We start from the raw sequence: 16,670 nt of genomic DNA on the forward strand, positions 1-16,670 counted from the left end.
TAGTGCTAGAAAAAAACAAGTGCAGTACAAGCCATATATCGGCTTGTACTGCACTTGTTCCATTTTAAGATAAATTTCAATTTTTTTGTTAGTTTCCCCTTAAATCACTCAGTAGAATTTTCTGGGAGCTCTGTTCCAATAGACGAAATTCCTCGTTGATTTTCCGTTCTCTGGCTGCATCAGGCCGATAACCCGGAATCATTGCCCAATGCTCTCTTATCAATTCAATGCGATACATTGTTGGAGGATGATACGCATGATCCTGGGTATCACGTGTTACCTGCAAACGTTGAAGTCGAAGAATCTCTTGGCTTGGAACGGCAGAAATACGACTTCTGAATTCCTCATACAATTCCTTGTTGTACTGATATTCTGCCACTTGCTCAGCTGTAAGTGCAAAAAGGCCTGCCATCTCAGACTTTAAGAACAAAGACTCTACGGCTTTACTTCCAGCTGTCTCCGAAGCTTCATGATCTGCGATGTAGAAAACTCGCTGCATCTCAGGCCTCATGCTCCAAAGCAATAAGACATATATCCCACCAACAATGGCAAGCAACAATAGACGAAATATGATGATTGGGAATACTACCCAAGTTAATAAACCGCTTCCCTCCGGATTAATCGTGTCGAGCCAGGAATGAAGCACGTGTTTGGCACGTTCAACGAAAGAGCTATTAGATATGTTGGGGTGTGCCAACTGACTCATTTGATGACTAATTGCGGCTACCTTCTCCTCTAGTGTCAAGGCTGCAAACAAAGGGATTCCCAAGACGATAGCTCTCTTTTTTCTTTTGAGATGTAGTACGTACCCGTTATATTCCTCATTGATGAGAATCATATCCACAGGCGGAACATTCATACGCTCCCCAATCTCATCAATCATCCCATACAATTCGGGAAACTCATCTCTTCTGATGATTCTACCTGGAAGACGTTTCCGATACGGCAAGATAATCGTAATCCATAGAAGTACCAGGGCAATACCTAATACAAAGAGCCAAGAAGAAGTGGTTGAAAAGAAATAAATTGCCAATCCTAAAATAGCTAATGTTGAGCTATGGACTAGAAGGGCAATCAAATAGGTAAATATACTCTTTTTAGTAAAGGGAATCTCTCTATTGATACTGTACTTGAATTCCTTAAGCAATGGATCAGAAGATTGTTCCCTTGTTTCGTTGTTCAATTTCTCAGATATGAATTCTCTACCTTGATCCCCTTCCCCATAAATGTTCCAATTACACTTCTCACACCAGGTCATGTACCCTGGGTTTACCTCCATTTGATGTCCGCATTCAGGACAATGCTCTTGCTCTGTGTGATACAAAATTTCTTCCACTCCTTGGTTAAACTTATGTACTAGGAAAATATTATATAAAAAGTAATCTTTCACTTAAAAAGATATTATATATCACTATATATAAATCGGGGTTTAATGGAATATTTTGAATATGCAGAAAGTCTCAAATTGTATGTGTGTTTACGCACTTGAATTTCTAAATGAATCTATAGTCTCACATGTTTACCTATATATTATTTTCTTTTGTTCATCTGGAACATTCCTTAACCAAACCGGTTCAGTTCTGTCCATCTCCTTCATAGCTTAGTTAAAAAGGACAAAGGAGGCTAGACCGGATGTCCCCCATGAAATCGTCTAGCGGTCTGGATGAAAATATTGCCGGTATGCTTTGTTATCTGTTTACCTTTGTAGGTGGGATTGTCTTTCTCGCTGTGGAGAAGCGGAGCCGGTTCGTGTTATTTCATGCGCTGCAATCTGTAACGGTCTTTGGCATCATTATGGTCGGGCATGTATTATCGGCTTTCCTTCCGTTGTTCGGACCACTGGTGGCATCGCTGTTATCCCTGCTTGGTGTAGTGGTCTGGCTTATTATGGTCGTTACCAGCTTACAGGGGAAATGGCTAAAACTGCCGTGGGTTGGCGATTTTGCAGAAAAACAGCTGCGTCATCTGTAACTTCAGGCAGAAGGTAGACGTGTTCCAAAAAGAAAAGACGATCCATTTCCGTTCAATCGGATGTGGATCGTCTTTGATTATAACGAGGAAAAAGAGTCAACCTCTCACCCTTTTGTCATGAACACGTGGCTTAGAATGCTTTTTCCGGATCGGAATGAAACTTAGATAAGTACCACATCTCCATACCCATTCCAGCGGCCCATACTGGAACCAGCGCATCCACAGATTACTCGCGATGACTTGTACAATAACCATGCCAATGCACACAAGGGTAGACACCGTATACGATACAGCAGCATCTGCAAATATGAGTTGGTATACCACCAACAAAATGATGGTCTGTGCAATATAATTGGTCAGGGCCATTCGTCCGAATGCATGCAGGGGACTTAACATTTTGGCAAAGGTCATGTTCTGGTTCAATCTCAGTAATGTACTTAGATAAAAGATGGATACCACCGGACCAATTGCCACACCGATATGTTCTAATCGAAAAGCAGCATCCATATTGGCTTGCTCAGCAACAGGCAGGCTCGCACCAATCACTTCGTATAGAAACGGACTCATCGCATCCGGAGGAGCAACCCACCACATGATACCGATCCCCACCGTAGAAGCGATGAATGAAATGAACCAGATTCTGCCCAGATACGGGAGTCCTTTCTGGATCTTCTCCATCAGTTGATATTGGCCTGCTGACAATCCCAGTATAATTAAAAAAGGAATCGTTAGCATTTTGACACCTATCGCGGCGGCCGCACTGAATCCCACCACACCGAGCACCAAATTCACAGTTCGAGGTGCCCAATATAACGGAATGACAACCAACCCTATGATGGCATAAAGAAATAAAGCTTCTCCAGACTGATACTGTTGATGAATATATCCCAGCGCTAATAAAATAAGCATCCTGCGGATATAGAGAAACAGCTTGGTTTGACCTTTGGGAGCTGACCGGCTTAGAAAAAGATAAAATCCAAGGCCAAATAAAAAACAGAAGATATCGTAAAAACGTGCCTCCACCAAAAAATATAATGCTCGTTGGATCCAAAAATCTACACGAGTATCCGGCTTCAACATAACCCACAATGCCAATATATTTACGAATGGTAGGCCTATCAAGGAAAACCCTCGAAACAAATCCAGAAACTTCATTCGATCTTGTTTTGATACAGGTTGATAATTCATCGTTCCTCCCAGTGAAATTATTATTATGTAATCAAAAAGCGATTGGATCGCTTATCTCTTTGGTGTATATCCCCATGCATGATAACAGTCTATCCTTCATACAACATGGCTTGCCATCGAATTAGGTGAATAACTTCTTACATCCGGCATAAGGTCTTGTTCCTGTATTGTTCCTGTACAGCAGCACATTGGACTCTATGCTGATGATAAACAAAATAAAAAAAACACCGAAAACACGACTCTGCTGAGTCTGTATCTTCGGTGTTTCGCATCTAAAAGTGTCTCTTTCATTTGTTCATGGGATTGAATATTCATAGCATAAACGATGTATGTCATAAACCATTCATGCTGTATATCACCATGATTAACCTGATTCATTATTCATCTTGTGTATCGTCTATTCATAACAGTTAACATAACAATCCTGCTGGATGATAACCCTAGCCTACTTCAGCTAATTTAAGCTGACTTGCCCGTCTCTCCAAGGATGGCATCTGCCTGTTGTTCAGCCATCTTGGCAGCCGTTTCCTTGGTACCCAGACCATTAAACAGCAGGTTCATGAAGATCGCCGTGAAGCTGCCTGCGATGATACCATTACCGAGCATAATCTGAGCCCAGGCCGGTGCTCCTGCGAACAACTCAGGTACAACGGTAACCCCAAGCCCCATACCTACAGAACAAGCGATGACAAACAGATTCTCATGTCGGTTCAGATCAACCTGACTGCCGATAATTCGAATGCCTGATGATACCACCATGCCAAACAAGGCCACCATGGCTCCGCCAAGTACTGCCCCTGGAACGAGCTGTGCGAGGGCTGCAATTTTTGGTACAAATCCAATGATCACCAGGATTACACCAGCCACCACAATGACATCACGTGTCTTCACACGTGTCATCTGTACCAGCCCTACATTTTGCGAATACGTTGTATACGGGAACGAGTTGAAAATCCCGCCTAACACAATGGCTAGGCCCTCTGCGCGATAACCGCGCGCCAGATCCTTGGACGACAGGTCCTTGTCCAGGATTTTGCCCAGAGCCATAAATACACCTGTGGACTCGGCCACGCTGACAATCGCCACCAGAATCATCGTCAGAATAGGTACAATCTCAAATGTCGGTCTGCCGAAGTAAAACGGCTGAACAACGTGGAACCAACTTGCATCGCGAATAGGGGCAAAATTAACCTCGCCCATAAACCCTGCCGCAATCGTACCTACAAGCAGACCAATCAGTACCGAGATGGAACGGATAAAACCTGTAGTGAATCGAGTCATTAAAATGATAAAGAGCAGCACGCCGAAACCGAGCATGAGATTAACTCCGCTGCCGAAATCTTCTGATCCCTGACCGCCGCCCAGATCGTGGAAAGCAACGGGAATCAAGGTTAAACCGATTATCGTAACCACCGACCCCGTAACCACTGGTGGAAAGAGCCGAATAAGCTTCCCAAAGATTCCGGAGAAGATCAATACGAACAGCCCTGAGGCAATAATCGCTCCGTAAATGGCAGATACCCCACTGTTCATCCCGATTAGGATCATCGGGGACACAGCCTGGAATGCACAACCGAGCATGACAGGCAGCCCTACGCCGAAATATTTATTTCCCCATACCTGGAGCAGTGTAGCCACACCACATGCGAGCAGGTCAATGGCAATGAGATAGGTTAGTTGTTCCTGTGTAAAACCCAATGCATTACTGACGATCAATGGGACAACGACGGCTCCTGCATACATCGCAAGCACATGCTGTAGTCCGAGGGAGAACGTTTTGATTGGATGCCGATGCCGCTGAAAAATACGTTCGCGTGCCATATTAGTTCGTGCCCTCCTCGTCCGCAAATGTAACCTGTCCATCCGACAGTGCCCCGATGCGAACCAGCGATTCCACACGGTATCCTGCTTCTTTCAGCAAGCGACCTCCCGGCTGGAATGCTTTTTCAATAACAATACCGATACCCACCACTTCTGCTCCAACCTGCTCCACAATGCGAGCCAGACCAAATGCTGCTTCACCATTCGCCAGAAAATCATCAATGATCAGTACGCGATCACCAGGCTTCATGAACTTCTTGGCAACGGTAATTTCATTGGTCTCCTGCTTCGTGAAGGAGTAGACCTTCTCTACCAGAATATCTTCTGTCAGTGTGAGCGACTTCTGCTTCCGTGCAAAGATCAGCGGCACGTTCAGCTCCAACGCAGTCATGATGCCCGGAGCGATCCCTGACGACTCAATCGTCAGCACACGTGTGATATTCTCACCTTCAAAGCGGCGAATGAACTCTTTACCTACTTCCTTCATCAGAACCGGGTCCATCTGGTGGTTCAGGAATGAATCCACTTTGAGTACTTGCTCGGACAGGACAATGCCTTCCTGTCTTACCTTGTCTTTTAACAATTGCATTGTAATTCTTCCCCCTGAATGCCCTCCGCACAGAAGCTCACATGCTCTTCCAATCGCATGGTAAAAAAGCAAAAAGCCCGCCTTTTCACACGCTGCGGAATAACCGGAGACGGGAAAGACGGACTTGTACGTATATGGACAAGCCGTATGGATGCTGCAAGTGTACTGGATGGACAGAATGACAGGAGTTCAATCCTGCTGTGAGAAACCTCAAACAGTGTAGTCAGAAACAGATAAAAGCCACTTGAACCTGCTCTTCAGTCAAACTGTCTGAGAATGATCTCATGCCAACCATACAAAACATTGCAACATCTTTCCCGTAGTCCGATCATTCCGGTGATCAGGTAGAGACATGCAGGCCTATTCCTGCACATATACGAGTAACGGCATATTTAATTTTTTGGCTCCATGATTCGTTACAATGTATGATCGCGAACCTGAATGTAAAAGGTTAAACATAACTGACAATGTTAGAAGTATACCGAATCGACGCCGTGAAATAAAGAAGTATTTTCATGGAAGTTGCGGAAACTTGTCTTAATTTGCAAACAGGGGGTGATAGGAATCTATTTTTTATGTACAATATGAGAACGGAAGCGCGGATCTGAACGGAGAATGGATGGAAACGCGGCCTATATTTTGAATTGAATGATCAAAGGAGATATGCAAACATGAAAGGCGTACTTAACGAATTCAAGGAATTTGCCGTCCGCGGCAACGTCATCGATCTGGCGGTCGGTGTCATTATTGGGGCTGCTTTTGGTAAAATTGTCACATCCCTTGTGAATGATATCATCATGCCCCCGGTTGGAAAACTGATGGGTGGAATCGACTTCAGTCAGAAAATCATCAACCTGGACCGGGATATCAAAACAGCAAACGGACAGGACATCACCACCCTCGCTCAAGCCAACGAAGCTGGGGCTACCGTGATTGCTTATGGACAGTTCATCAACGTCATGATTGATTTTCTTATCGTTGCGTTCTGTATCTTCATGCTTGTGAAGGGCATCAACTATCTGAAAAGCAAAGAACACAAAAAGCCCGAGCCGCAAAAAACGACCAAGGCTTGCAAGTATTGCCTATCGGAAATTCCAGCCGCAGCTACCCGCTGCTCGCACTGTACTTCAGAGCTCGAAGCTGAAGGCACCGGCGCTCTAGCATAATTACAATGAACGTTTAAAGACGCACCGAGTTGAATTACGGATAAATCCTGATGCGGGGGACAACCTCTTACTTGCTAGGGTTTATGTATGAAAAGCTAGCCATATGGGCTTCATTAACTATGGGTTGCGTAGCTTAAAGGTTTGAAGGTTCCACCGTAAAGGTGGGGCCTTTTTTGTGCCTATCATACATGTATTACATATACTCCCCCATGAATTTCATTCGCGGCCATGCTCATGAATTAGAAGCGGCGTGGCAGCAAATGCTCCAGGATCGACTTCAGATCTTTATCTTCTTTGTAAACTTCTTCTCCAGTATCAAGCTCTGTCACACGAATATATTCAAAGTTTGCCGAAGCATCCACTGGCTTGAATAACAACTGGGCCTCATCTTCCAAACGTACATTAAATCCCATATCCTTAAACATGCTGCTTAACTGACTGTTAGCCGGTTCCTGACCTTGCCCTACAAATATAAGTCCTCTAAGACTTTTACGTTCCTGAGGTTGCGGATAAATCACCTGAAAGTGTACAATGCATTCCATACGATCGTTCCCCTTTCGTTTAATACATACTTTGTGAAATTTTGAACTTTAAAATCTGCTATATAAGGAGATACGTTTCATGACCCCAGAACGTTTCGACATTTATGACGATCAGCAAAATTGGATCGGCACTTCACTACGCAGCGAGGTCCATGCCAAGGGATATTGGCACCGTTCATTCCACTGCTGGATTGTGCGTGACGAAGGCGAGCAGCGACAGGTTCTTTTTCAGCGGCGGCGTGATATTAAGGATACCTTTCCCGGATGTTACGACATTACAGCAGCAGGCCATCTTACCGCAGGTGAACAACTGCAAGACGCCAGTCGTGAGCTGGAGGAAGAACTGGGTGTTTATACTCCATTCGAGGCACTAACCTATCTACTCACGGCTACACAGCAGCTCCAAGGAGAGGTGCGTGGTGTCCCATTCATAGATCGGGAATTCAGCGCCGTCTATGGATTATGTCTGAACCAGCCGCTCGAAGCCTACGTTCTGCAGCCCAGCGAGGTGGATAGTCTGTATGAAGTGCCGCTGGATGATCTACTCGCTTTGTTTCGTAATGAGATCGACGTCATTCAAGCTACCGGAGTTCAGACTCAGCCGTTGACATCACCGCCACATTCCATCGGTCATAAGGACCCATTAAGTGATCATGCAGCTGATGAGCCGGAACGTATCGTTCGCGAGATTCGGGCAACGGAATTTGTACCCCATGGTACAGCTTATTATACGGACGTGCTGGAAGCTCTGTATCACGTGCCCAAAGAGTGATCGTGTACAATCCTGTTCAACCCGATCTAGTTCAATCGAATGTTCATAGCTTCATTTTCTCAAAAATAGCATAACTTCATACCTTTACTATCGACTTGACTGGGAACAGATGCTGTGACGAACATCACTGTCATCTCTCAAACCAGCACAAACAGGCGTCTGCCTTTGGGCAGCGCCTGCTTTATGTACACACGTATTCGTTTCGTCAGGATAGGTACCTATGTGCTGGCATGTTCACTCCATCAGAGGTGAATTAGTCGCCGATCTGTCTAGCTCTGGTCACCCTCTCCTGAAGGAGAAGACCAATAACGCGCAGAGAGTTCTTCGTACCGGTGCCCATAGCGTGACTCCAGTTCCTCCCCCATATCCTGTTCCAATTCGTACAAGACCAGCTCTTGAGCAAAATGATTCAGCAGCAGTCCGGTCATTACCGGATGCTCCGTAACTAGTGCCTGTGTGGCGCATGATTCACCGCGCATGCCTAACATGCACCAGCGGCGATCCACCACCAGGGAAAATTTCCGACCATTACCTGTACCATACATAGGCAAACCCGGCCAAGGAACAGGCTGATCAAGCATGCCTTCGCCACCATCACACGACCATAACAGCCGCACACCCCGAGCTTCAGCCTGCTGTAAGTCATTACGCAGTAGCTCTGCCTCTTCACGCCAAACGTCTACAACAATCTCATGCTGAGCCTCGGCCAATTCACGGCTCAGATTCTCAAACACATTTTTGTCACCTTCGACGTTATAGAAGACAGGCTTCTCCGGTTCACTCTTCGGCATGCTGCTCTGGACATAATCCAGCGAGGTACGCATTTGATCGGAGATCATACGTGTCATCTCCTCCGGCTTCAGCACACTATACTTCGCCGGTTCCCCTGGACTACACCGCAAGAACCCACGCTGTTCCAGCCGTTGCAGGGTCGCATATACATTGGAACGGGACACGCCCAGCCGCTTCGCAACCTCATATCCTGAGGCTGATCCCTGACGGGCGAGTTCCACCATAATTTTAGATTCCATCTCGGTAAACCCGAGATGACGCAAATGATGCAGCAGTTGGTCCATATTCCCGTCCCCCCATGCTGTCAGCAACCCGCACTGCCTCAAAATGATGCGGCAGTGCTTCTACTGCATCAGATCAGATCTGTTCGGCACCACAGCGCGGGCACCACTTCGACCCTTTGGGTAGCTCGGCTGCACAAATCTGACAATTCACCATTTCACGTGATACTTCGGTCTGTACGTCCACCGTGTTCACGATCGGATTGTTTTCTTTCCAGTAGCGGATGCGTTCGTCCAGTTCCTGCTGGCGCTCACGTTCCCGTTGCATCTCTTCATCTCTGCGACGTTCCCACTCGGCATCAAACGCTTCCTTTTCTTCCTGGGTAAATTCCGTACTGTTATATTCCGATTCCGTTTCCAGATCCGCTATGGACGGAATGACCGTATGATACGGCTCATCTTCCTCCAGTTCCAACTCAGGTGGCGCATCGTAGAAGTCCGGCTCTGGAGCTGGGGTCTGAGCTACAGCTGCCTCCTGTCTTGCGGCTGTGGTGGCTCCTGCAACTCCTGCTGCTACTTTAGGCGCTGCTGTCTTGAGTTCACCCAACTTACGTCCGCATTTAGGGCAGAAGTTGGCATCCAGGGAAGCGACGTGTCCACACTCGCACAACCGTTCGTTCTTAAGTTGTGCAATCTTGTTGCGCAGACCATCAATCTCGTCCTGCAATTCGTCGCAGAGCTGCGACAGATCCACCATCTCTTTTTCTGCACGCGTCATATCCTGTGCCCGATAACCCTCATAGAAGATGCGACCCATATCTGTAAAATGGACTTCCTGTTCCTGTTGCAAGCCCACAATCTGGTTGTTCAGTTTCCCAATCTCAACGGCGTGTTGGGCACGCTCTGTTGCTTTGTTCGCTCCGTCTTTGATGCGCTGAAGCAGTTTCATGACCATTCCTCCTCTGTCCCGTCAAAACCAATATTATCATTTCTATTTAGTAGTAAATTAGCATATTACATCCTTCATGCAAAATGCTCAGGCATATAACTTATACGATATCATGCCAAAAAGTTGCGTAATCTCGTGCAGGTGCCCGTTTTATACCGATACTGGATGAAATCGGGGGCTTTCGTCAAGACCATATGTTCGGGTATAATGAAGCTTTGACCATACTTAACCGCCTGATTAGGCGACTAACTCTATCATACCAATTTACAATGCGATTGTGAAAAGGGCAAATGGTTTACTTTTAGCCGGGATAGTCCTATCCCTGAATGCATACAGAGGTGGATGAAACATGTTAAGTCCGAACTCAACGTTCTACCCCCGTCCGCTCGGGGTTACCCCGGCGGCGTCCCTACCCCAGTCCCCGTCTGCTCCGCTGGAGACCAGTCGGCAACTCGTGGGCAATGATCAACAGGATGCCTTTTATTTTCGTTCTTTGGAAGAGGCAGGCATCAAGTTAAACGCACCACAAATCTCGGCAGTCCGTCACGGCAGAGGACCGATTCTGACTCTCGCCGGAGCCGGTTGTGGCAAAACAACTGTACTGGCTGCAAGAGCCGGTTACCTCATAGAGGTCAGTGGCGTACATGCAGGCAGTATCCTGCTGGTGACGTTCACGAACAAAGCCGCCACCGAGATGAAAGACCGGATCGCCGCATTGCCAGGCATACGCCCGGCAGCCGCGAGAGCCGTACAGGCTCGCACCTTCCACTCTTTTGCGCTGACATTATTGCGTCATTACGGTGTGCAGGAAGAGATCTTTGGCGAGTCGCGAGCCCAGCATACGGTGCTGAAGATGCTTCTTCGCCAAAATGGCATGAGTGAAGCCTTCCAGCCTGAAAGTCTGCTGGCTATGCTGTCCGCATGGAAGATGCAAGGATCGGAAACAACCGATCTGCCTGAAAAATCACAGGAAGAACGCGATGCCAAGCGTGTTCTGCTTGGTTACGAAGCCTGGAAGCAGGATCGCGGCAAAATGGATTTTGATGATATTTTACTACGGGCAGCCGCGCTGCTTCGTGATCCTGCTGTTCTGGGGCCGCTTCAGAAGCGTTTCCAGTACATTATGGTGGATGAGTTCCAGGATACCAACCATCTGCAGTATGAAATTGTGCAAAAACTGGCTTCCGCTCACCGCAATCTGATGGTTGTGGGAGACGATGACCAGACGATCTATACCTTTAATGGCGCACGCCAGGAATCAATTTTGGAATTCGATAAAGTATACCCCGGCGCACGCATTGTGACGCTGGATATCAATTATCGTAGTGATGCACGCATTCTGGGACTCGGAAGTGAACTGGTCGCCCGCAATAAACGCAGACGTGACAAACGGCTACGTGCCGCTGGAAACCGCGGAGATGCGCCTCGCTTCGCTACACCTTCCAATGCAGAGGAAGAAGCGGCGTGGGTTGTAAACCAGCTGTGCCAGCAGGTTGAAGAAGGACTACACACCTATCGCGATATTGCGATTCTTCACCGGACAGCCAGCAGCAGCCGGGCTGTATTTGAGCAGCTTGTGTTGAAAGATGTGCCTTTTGTACAGCATGGTGCTTCTCCGGTGTTCTATGACCAGTCTCTCATCAGACCCCTGATGGATCATCTGCGTCTGTCCCTTGACCCACGAGCCATGGATGCTCTTCCAAGTGCACTGGGTCCGCTCTATGTATCACGGGATGCAGGGCTGGAGTGGATTCAGCGTTGTGAACAACAACAGGCGAAGAAATATCCGCTCATCCATCTGGTGAAATGGGACAAGCTGAAACCGTTCCAGCAGGAACAGGTCAAGGAACGCATCAAGCTGATCAAATCACTGCACAAACTAAAACCCATCATCGCCATTCAGGAGATGCGCAGGCAGTTCTACGACAAGTATATGGAAAGTGGTGATCCCAGCATCTTCACCCACTATAAGGAAACGATGCTGGAAACTCTGGATGAATTCGAAGCTGCTGTCAAAAAATTCGAAACGGTAGAAGAGTTCATCCAATTCGCGGATGAGCTGTCCCGCAGACACCGTGAGATGGAATCTTTGCGTCGTGCGCAGGATAGTGACGCGGTACAGCTGATGACGATCCACCGGGCCAAAGGATTGGAGTTCCCTTGTGTGTACTGGATTGGAGCCAGTGAAGGCATTGTGCCTCACAGTACAGCACTTCGCCAGGATATTCCCGAGGATCAGAAAGCTGCGCTTGCTATGCAGCAGACAGATGCCGAACTGGACATGGCGCTGGAGGAAGAACGCAGGCTCGCCTACGTTGCCATCACACGGGCCAAGCAGTACTTGTATGTCACCTCACCGGCGAGCCATCACGGAAAACCAGCGGATGTGTCCCGTTTCCTGCTTGAAGCCTTCGGCATGGAAGTACCGGACAAACGCAAACCTCGTGAGGAGAGCCGGACGAGCAGTCAGGCTTCATATGGTAAAGGCAACGGACAGTATGCCCGCTCGTCCGGCTCAGGTGCCCGTTCAGAAGGTCGGGATGCGGCACAGCGTCGTGCCATCAGCCACAGTGACCGTCGTGACTACGAGGTCCACAACGAACGTGATGAGGATCGCCTCAGTGAACGGCGTGGTATTGGGGAGATTCGCAACCATAAGGCATTCAGCACCACAGGTCTGAGTCCAACAGTTGCAAGTTCCTCCAGTTCACATTCGCACACTTCAGGTTCAGGTAATGCTGAGCGTACGGAGACCGTTGCGGTCTGGAAGTGTAGTTCATCCACCTGTAAAGCGTGGCTAAGACAGAAGCCGGCTGTGCCTTCAAAAGCAACCAAGAAGGCATCCTCGGGCCCTCCCGCCTGTCCCCTGTGTTCAGGATCGATGGAGGCCGGCACCCGCCAGGTGCCCGTAACGGGGAGATTTGGGAAATAACTCAAAGGAAGAGGTCCCTTATGGAGTTAGAGATGATTATTAAAGAGCGGATTCAAGAAAGATTCGACACCCTACAGGAATTGTACGATATGTGGTTTACCGAAAATCCGGCTTATATCGCTCCCAAAGAAAAACTTTTTCCACAATCACATATTGAGAGACTTAGAACCATTACTTATCTATTGGATAAAGGGTTCATCGTCGTTAATCCCGTTAAAGATGAACCATCACTCGTGTCAGTCAGTATTACAGTAGATGGAATTGACTTTTTTGAACAAAGTCGATTAGAAGGTAAAGGTAATGGCTGGTCATATGTGACTGAACATGTGGATGAGTAAATAACACACGAGCATAGTAGCTCGTTTCAGGGCGCTTTTTGCTGTTTATTAACAGTAGAAGCGTCTTTTTTCCATTTCAGAATGGGGGTTGGATTATGCAGGACGGCAAACAACATCTGTATGTATCGGTAACTCATAACCTGATTGAACGAACAAAGAACGAATCTACACCCTTTGAGGTGTTGGTGGATGACGAACAGTTGGGCCGATTGAAAGATCTGATGAAGGTGCTGGAGGATGACGATGCCTATACATTGCAACGGGCGCCAGTACCCTACAAATCGGCAGACCATGATGAGGCAACGGAGCAGTTTTCGGATGGCATGACCTTGCTGTACACCTTTCTGTATGACCACGGCACGCCGGATACCCGGCAGGCAATTGAAACCATGAACGTGCTTCCAAGGCTGCAGGATACGGATTATGATGACCCTGGATACGAGAATTCACCACTGAATAAATGACCTGATGCCAAAAATATGCGCATCTGCTTTGGACGTAAGCTCCCTCTTTATAAAGACAGATACAACAACATATTTAATGATAAATAACCTCTTTCCTGAACATGCTCCTTGTTAGGAAAGAGGTTATTTCTTTGAGTATTTTTACTTGATGGCTTGAGTCCATTCTACAAATTTATATGGTTCCTGCCAGGATCCAGAGTATGGTCCGTGAGGGTCTCCCGACAAATTCCCCTTACCAGTTGCACTCCATGTTCCACGGTTTACAAAAGGGGTTATCCAGAAAACATAGGAGGAAATACCACTTCCGACTTTAGGCCCTGAATATGTTGTATTTATGCTTTGGTTTATTTCACTGGCCAGCCCTGCTTCTATCGAAGTTTTTAAACTAGCTGGAATCGTGACACTAGCCGAGACATTTGCACTTAGTTTAAATGTAGTGTTAATCGTTCTTTCTTGGGACTGCCCAACACTTGTTACCTGCTGAGCTGCTAATGGGGTATCTCTCTGGGTGACTTGCTTAGTGATATCCCAGATAATATACAGGTCATACCAAGCATTGGGCGTTATAATATTTTGTTGAGATGATGTGGTTTGATTGCTACCTTCAATGACATTAGAAATAATAATATCTCCATTACCGCCTGCTTGTTGTGAGATCGCTTTCAGTTCTTCATCGGTTATTTTACCAGCTGCTTCAGGTGAAATTATAAAGCTTTGTCCATCAATTACTTTTTCTGAATTATTAGTAGACGGAACGATTACATCATGATTTTGTTGAGCCATAGCAACTGAAGAAAACGTTCCTCCCACGAGCATAGAAGCCACAACAGCGGGGACTAAAATTTTTTTTGTAATATTCAACACAAATTACCTCTTTTCCTGTATAATTTGGTACATAATCCATAATAAAGAAAAATAATAAAATGTCAAATATTGAATAAAAAGGAGATAATGATGAATTTACGAACAACAGGTATAATTCTTCTAACCATGGCAGGATTCCTCTATACTTTGGAGCGTACTGTTGCCTATTTCTCTACTTACGTCAAAACCATTGGAAAAATTGGGATATCCGTCGATTTAACAGTGCTCTATCCTGGATTTTTTGATAATCTCTTCGTTCCAATTTTCGCTTTTTTAGGATCAGTTCTATTCATTGTCGATCTCATAATTAAAAACAAATAATAGCCACTAAAAAAGAGTTCTGAGGGAACGCGCACCCACCAGAGCTCTTTTGTTAATAACATTTTCTTAATTGAATTAGAATATATCGAATTTAACTATTTTTCAATTGCTTTTTAACATGTCTAATTAATCAAGTCTGATCTCCTGCCCTTTCTCAGCGGATTCGTAGATTCCGCACAACATGCGCGTGGAAGCCACACCATCCGCAATTGGGCTGATCGGCTCTGTACCGTTCAGGCAGCAATCCACAAAGTGGTCAATCTGGTTCTGGAATGCACTATGAATATGGAGACCCGTATTGTCCGTCTGGGGTTCAATATTCAAGATGGTATTATTTTTCTCCGAGACGATCAGTGTCTCCGGCTCCAGTTCGAACCCCCCACGCTCTCCGTATAATTTCACCGAAGATTCATCTCCGCGTGCATGCAGGGTAAAGCTCACATCCACCGCCAGCGAAGCCCCGTTTTCAAACCGAATGAGCGCATTCGCCATATCTTCTACGTCATTCACAGCTGCGCTGTAGTCGGCTGCTTTGTAAAAAGAAAGATGTTCAATATGGGCACGATTGCCCAACTTCCGATACGTATTACCACTGACCGTAACAGGTTTCGGCCTGCCCATGAGGTACCAACATTGGTCGATAATATGTACGCCCAGGTCAATCAGAGGGCCGCCGCCGGAACGGCTTTTGTCAGCAAACCAACCGCCCGGATTGCCGTGTCGCCGTAGAATGGAAGCTTTGGCATAATACAGTTCACCAAACTCCCCGGCATCAATGAATCTGCGCATCATCTGCATATTGTTATCATAACGCCGCACAAAACCAACGATAAACGTACGTCCACTCTTCTTCACCGCTTCTTCAATCCGCAGTGCATCTTCCACATTGGTTGCGACCGGTTTCTCCAGCAACACATGCTTGCCTGCCTCCAATGCAGCAATGGCAAATTCCGCATGTGTATTATTCCAGGTACAGATACTGACAGCATCCACATGCGGGTCCTCCAGCATCTCCCGATAATCGGTGTACACGGATTGAGCATCATACTTCTGTGCCGCAGCTTTAGCCCGTTCTTCGTTCAGATCGCAGATCGCATAGATGACGGCATCCTCGTTTTTGGCATAACACCTCATATGAAGATCCGAGATTGATCCTGTACCGATCATTCCGATGTGCAACATTTGTTTCGTGCTCATCATCGTCCTCCCTTCCTTTTCCACAGCTTCCACAACATCATTATTGTCTAGTCTGCCCGCAGCATACCTTCGTAAATACCCGGCGTTGAATTTTCAATCTTCACTGCACCCAGCGTCTGGGCATAGAAATCCACAGGTCCCGCTGATCCAATAATCGCATACCCGTAACCGTCCGCCTTCATCGCATGCATACAGGCCAGTAACAAGGCTGTGCCTACACCTTTGCCTCGTGCATCCTGGCTCACACCGGTCGGTCCGAAGAAGTTGCGACATGTCGCTTCGTAACAGGCAAATCCAATCATTTTCCCATGCTCAACCGCAATATAACAGGACACCGGCTGACGCGCAAAAGCGACATCAGATTCATCTACCCAAGCCTGACTAAAATGTGACCTCACCCAATCCAGTACAAGCTGTTTCTCTGGGGCAATGGCTCTTCGAATCACAATGGAGGATTCCTCCAGCATTCTCAGTCCACTCTCTTGCTCCGGCAAACGATAGAGCGCTACCAACATATCACTCATCTAATCCGTTCCTCCTCGT

17 protein-coding genes and 1 riboswitch are annotated in these 16,670 nt (G+C 46.8%); of the genes, 7 read left to right on the plus strand and 10 right to left on the minus strand.

Annotation, left to right across the window (positions count from 1 at the left end; genetic code table 11):
- Positions 1-88 precede the first annotated feature (88 nt).
- The gene (locus AC1DE7_RS24430) at positions 89-1,390 is read right to left on the minus strand and encodes a M48 family metallopeptidase (protein WP_405158431.1); all 1,302 of its coding nucleotides are present in this window, start codon (positions 1,388-1,390) and stop codon (positions 89-91) included.
- Positions 1,391-1,632: 242 nt separating this feature from the next.
- On the opposite strand from AC1DE7_RS24430, the gene AC1DE7_RS24435 reads away from it, so the two are divergent.
- Positions 1,633-1,971 (plus strand): DUF4870 domain-containing protein, encoded by a 339-nt coding sequence (locus AC1DE7_RS24435; protein ID WP_047840268.1) that lies wholly within the window; start codon positions 1,633-1,635, stop codon positions 1,969-1,971.
- A gap of 96 nt (positions 1,972-2,067) precedes the next feature.
- Here the strand turns inward: AC1DE7_RS24435 and AC1DE7_RS24440 are convergent, their stop codons facing one another.
- The 3 genes from AC1DE7_RS24440 to AC1DE7_RS24450 all read right to left on the minus strand — a co-directional run bounded on the left by AC1DE7_RS24440 (position 2,068) and on the right by AC1DE7_RS24450 (position 5,569).
- Complete coding sequence (locus tag AC1DE7_RS24440; protein WP_282319523.1) at positions 2,068-2,880, minus strand: DUF418 domain-containing protein; 813 nt, start codon at positions 2,878-2,880, stop codon at positions 2,068-2,070.
- A gap of 738 nt (positions 2,881-3,618) precedes the next feature.
- Positions 3,619-4,980, minus strand: coding sequence for a nucleobase:cation symporter-2 family protein (locus tag AC1DE7_RS24445; protein WP_405158430.1), 1,362 nt, complete (start codon positions 4,978-4,980; stop codon positions 3,619-3,621).
- Position 4,981: 1 nt separating this feature from the next.
- Positions 4,982-5,569 (minus strand): xanthine phosphoribosyltransferase, encoded by a 588-nt coding sequence (locus AC1DE7_RS24450; RefSeq protein WP_036613196.1) that lies wholly within the window; start codon positions 5,567-5,569, stop codon positions 4,982-4,984.
- 57 nt (positions 5,570-5,626) lie between these two features.
- On the opposite strand from AC1DE7_RS24450, the gene AC1DE7_RS24455 reads away from it, so the two are divergent.
- Both AC1DE7_RS24455 and mscL read left to right on the plus strand, forming a co-directional pair.
- Complete coding sequence (locus tag AC1DE7_RS24455; protein ID WP_157116037.1) at positions 5,627-5,773, plus strand: hypothetical protein; 147 nt, start codon at positions 5,627-5,629, stop codon at positions 5,771-5,773.
- A 96-nt stretch (positions 5,774-5,869) separates the two neighbouring features.
- Positions 5,870-5,969: riboswitch (purine riboswitch) on the minus strand.
- Positions 5,970-6,240: 271 nt separating this feature from the next.
- Complete coding sequence (mscL, locus tag AC1DE7_RS24460; RefSeq protein ID WP_036613199.1) at positions 6,241-6,735, plus strand: large conductance mechanosensitive channel protein MscL; 495 nt, start codon at positions 6,241-6,243, stop codon at positions 6,733-6,735.
- Positions 6,736-6,974: 239 nt separating this feature from the next.
- On the opposite strand, the gene AC1DE7_RS24465 is transcribed toward mscL, so the two are convergent.
- Entirely contained in the window at positions 6,975-7,277 is a 303-nt protein-coding gene (locus AC1DE7_RS24465) for a hypothetical protein (RefSeq protein WP_017690846.1), read from the minus strand.
- A 79-nt stretch (positions 7,278-7,356) separates the two neighbouring features.
- On the opposite strand from AC1DE7_RS24465, the gene AC1DE7_RS24470 reads away from it, so the two are divergent.
- Positions 7,357-8,049, plus strand: coding sequence for an NUDIX hydrolase (locus AC1DE7_RS24470; protein WP_282319527.1), 693 nt, complete (start codon positions 7,357-7,359; stop codon positions 8,047-8,049).
- Between the two features lie 269 nt (positions 8,050-8,318).
- Here AC1DE7_RS24470 and AC1DE7_RS24475 read toward each other — a convergent pair whose 3' ends face one another.
- Positions 8,319-9,125 (minus strand): TrmB family transcriptional regulator, encoded by an 807-nt coding sequence (locus AC1DE7_RS24475; protein ID WP_340937105.1) that lies wholly within the window; start codon positions 9,123-9,125, stop codon positions 8,319-8,321.
- A gap of 73 nt (positions 9,126-9,198) precedes the next feature.
- Positions 9,199-10,011 carry a zinc ribbon domain-containing protein gene (locus tag AC1DE7_RS24480; RefSeq protein WP_405158429.1) on the minus strand — a complete coding sequence of 271 codons (813 nt, stop codon included), beginning with the start codon at positions 10,009-10,011 and terminating at the stop codon, positions 9,199-9,201.
- Positions 10,012-10,360: 349 nt separating this feature from the next.
- Between AC1DE7_RS24480 and AC1DE7_RS24485 the strand changes: the two genes are divergently transcribed.
- The 3 genes from AC1DE7_RS24485 (at position 10,361) to AC1DE7_RS24495 (ending at position 13,745) form a co-directional block, all read left to right on the plus strand.
- Positions 10,361-12,943: a UvrD-helicase domain-containing protein gene (locus AC1DE7_RS24485; protein ID WP_405158428.1), complete on the plus strand. Its 2,583-nt coding sequence runs from the start codon at positions 10,361-10,363 to the stop codon at positions 12,941-12,943.
- Between the two features lie 32 nt (positions 12,944-12,975).
- A complete protein-coding gene (locus AC1DE7_RS24490; RefSeq protein ID WP_036668596.1) occupies positions 12,976-13,281 on the plus strand; it encodes a hypothetical protein in 306 nt (101 codons plus the stop codon).
- 95 nt (positions 13,282-13,376) lie between these two features.
- Positions 13,377-13,745 (plus strand): hypothetical protein, encoded by a 369-nt coding sequence (locus AC1DE7_RS24495; RefSeq protein WP_339189982.1) that lies wholly within the window; start codon positions 13,377-13,379, stop codon positions 13,743-13,745.
- 141 nt (positions 13,746-13,886) lie between these two features.
- Here AC1DE7_RS24495 and AC1DE7_RS24500 read toward each other — a convergent pair whose 3' ends face one another.
- The 3 genes from AC1DE7_RS24500 to AC1DE7_RS24510 form a co-directional block, all read right to left on the minus strand.
- Positions 13,887-14,606 (minus strand): hypothetical protein, encoded by a 720-nt coding sequence (locus AC1DE7_RS24500; protein WP_405158427.1) that lies wholly within the window; start codon positions 14,604-14,606, stop codon positions 13,887-13,889.
- Positions 14,607-15,056: 450 nt separating this feature from the next.
- Positions 15,057-16,127, minus strand: coding sequence for a Gfo/Idh/MocA family protein (locus tag AC1DE7_RS24505; RefSeq protein ID WP_405159350.1), 1,071 nt, complete (start codon positions 16,125-16,127; stop codon positions 15,057-15,059).
- Positions 16,128-16,174: 47 nt separating this feature from the next.
- Positions 16,175-16,651 (minus strand): GNAT family N-acetyltransferase, encoded by a 477-nt coding sequence (locus AC1DE7_RS24510; RefSeq protein WP_405158426.1) that lies wholly within the window; start codon positions 16,649-16,651, stop codon positions 16,175-16,177.
- Positions 16,652-16,670: the final 19 nt, after the last annotated feature.

This window comes from Paenibacillus sp. 10L310, assembly GCF_056395745.1.

Coding starts and splice junctions, on each gene's coding strand:
- AC1DE7_RS24470 (WP_282319527.1), top strand. CDS start 7,357: ATGACCCCAGAACGTTTCGACATTTATGACGATCAGCAAAATTGGATC.
- AC1DE7_RS24495 (WP_339189982.1), top strand. CDS start 13,377: ATGCAGGACGGCAAACAACATCTGTATGTATCGGTAACTCATAACCTG.
- AC1DE7_RS24450 (WP_036613196.1), bottom strand. CDS start 5,569: ATGCAATTGTTAAAAGACAAGGTAAGACAGGAAGGCATTGTCCTGTCC.
- AC1DE7_RS24490 (WP_036668596.1), top strand. CDS start 12,976: ATGATTATTAAAGAGCGGATTCAAGAAAGATTCGACACCCTACAGGAA.
- AC1DE7_RS24510 (WP_405158426.1), bottom strand. CDS start 16,651: ATGAGTGATATGTTGGTAGCGCTCTATCGTTTGCCGGAGCAAGAGAGT.
- AC1DE7_RS24475 (WP_340937105.1), bottom strand. CDS start 9,125: ATGGACCAACTGCTGCATCATTTGCGTCATCTCGGGTTTACCGAGATG.
- AC1DE7_RS24485 (WP_405158428.1), top strand. CDS start 10,361: ATGTTAAGTCCGAACTCAACGTTCTACCCCCGTCCGCTCGGGGTTACC.
- mscL (WP_036613199.1), top strand. CDS start 6,241: ATGAAAGGCGTACTTAACGAATTCAAGGAATTTGCCGTCCGCGGCAAC.
- AC1DE7_RS24445 (WP_405158430.1), bottom strand. CDS start 4,980: ATGGCACGCGAACGTATTTTTCAGCGGCATCGGCATCCAATCAAAACG.
- AC1DE7_RS24440 (WP_282319523.1), bottom strand. CDS start 2,880: ATGCTTATTTTATTAGCGCTGGGATATATTCATCAACAGTATCAGTCT.
- AC1DE7_RS24480 (WP_405158429.1), bottom strand. CDS start 10,011: ATGAAACTGCTTCAGCGCATCAAAGACGGAGCGAACAAAGCAACAGAG.
- AC1DE7_RS24455 (WP_157116037.1), top strand. CDS start 5,627: ATGGTAAAAAAGCAAAAAGCCCGCCTTTTCACACGCTGCGGAATAACC.
- AC1DE7_RS24465 (WP_017690846.1), bottom strand. CDS start 7,277: ATGGAATGCATTGTACACTTTCAGGTGATTTATCCGCAACCTCAGGAA.
- AC1DE7_RS24505 (WP_405159350.1), bottom strand. CDS start 16,127: ATGAGCACGAAACAAATGTTGCACATCGGAATGATCGGTACAGGATCA.
- AC1DE7_RS24435 (WP_047840268.1), top strand. CDS start 1,633: ATGTCCCCCATGAAATCGTCTAGCGGTCTGGATGAAAATATTGCCGGT.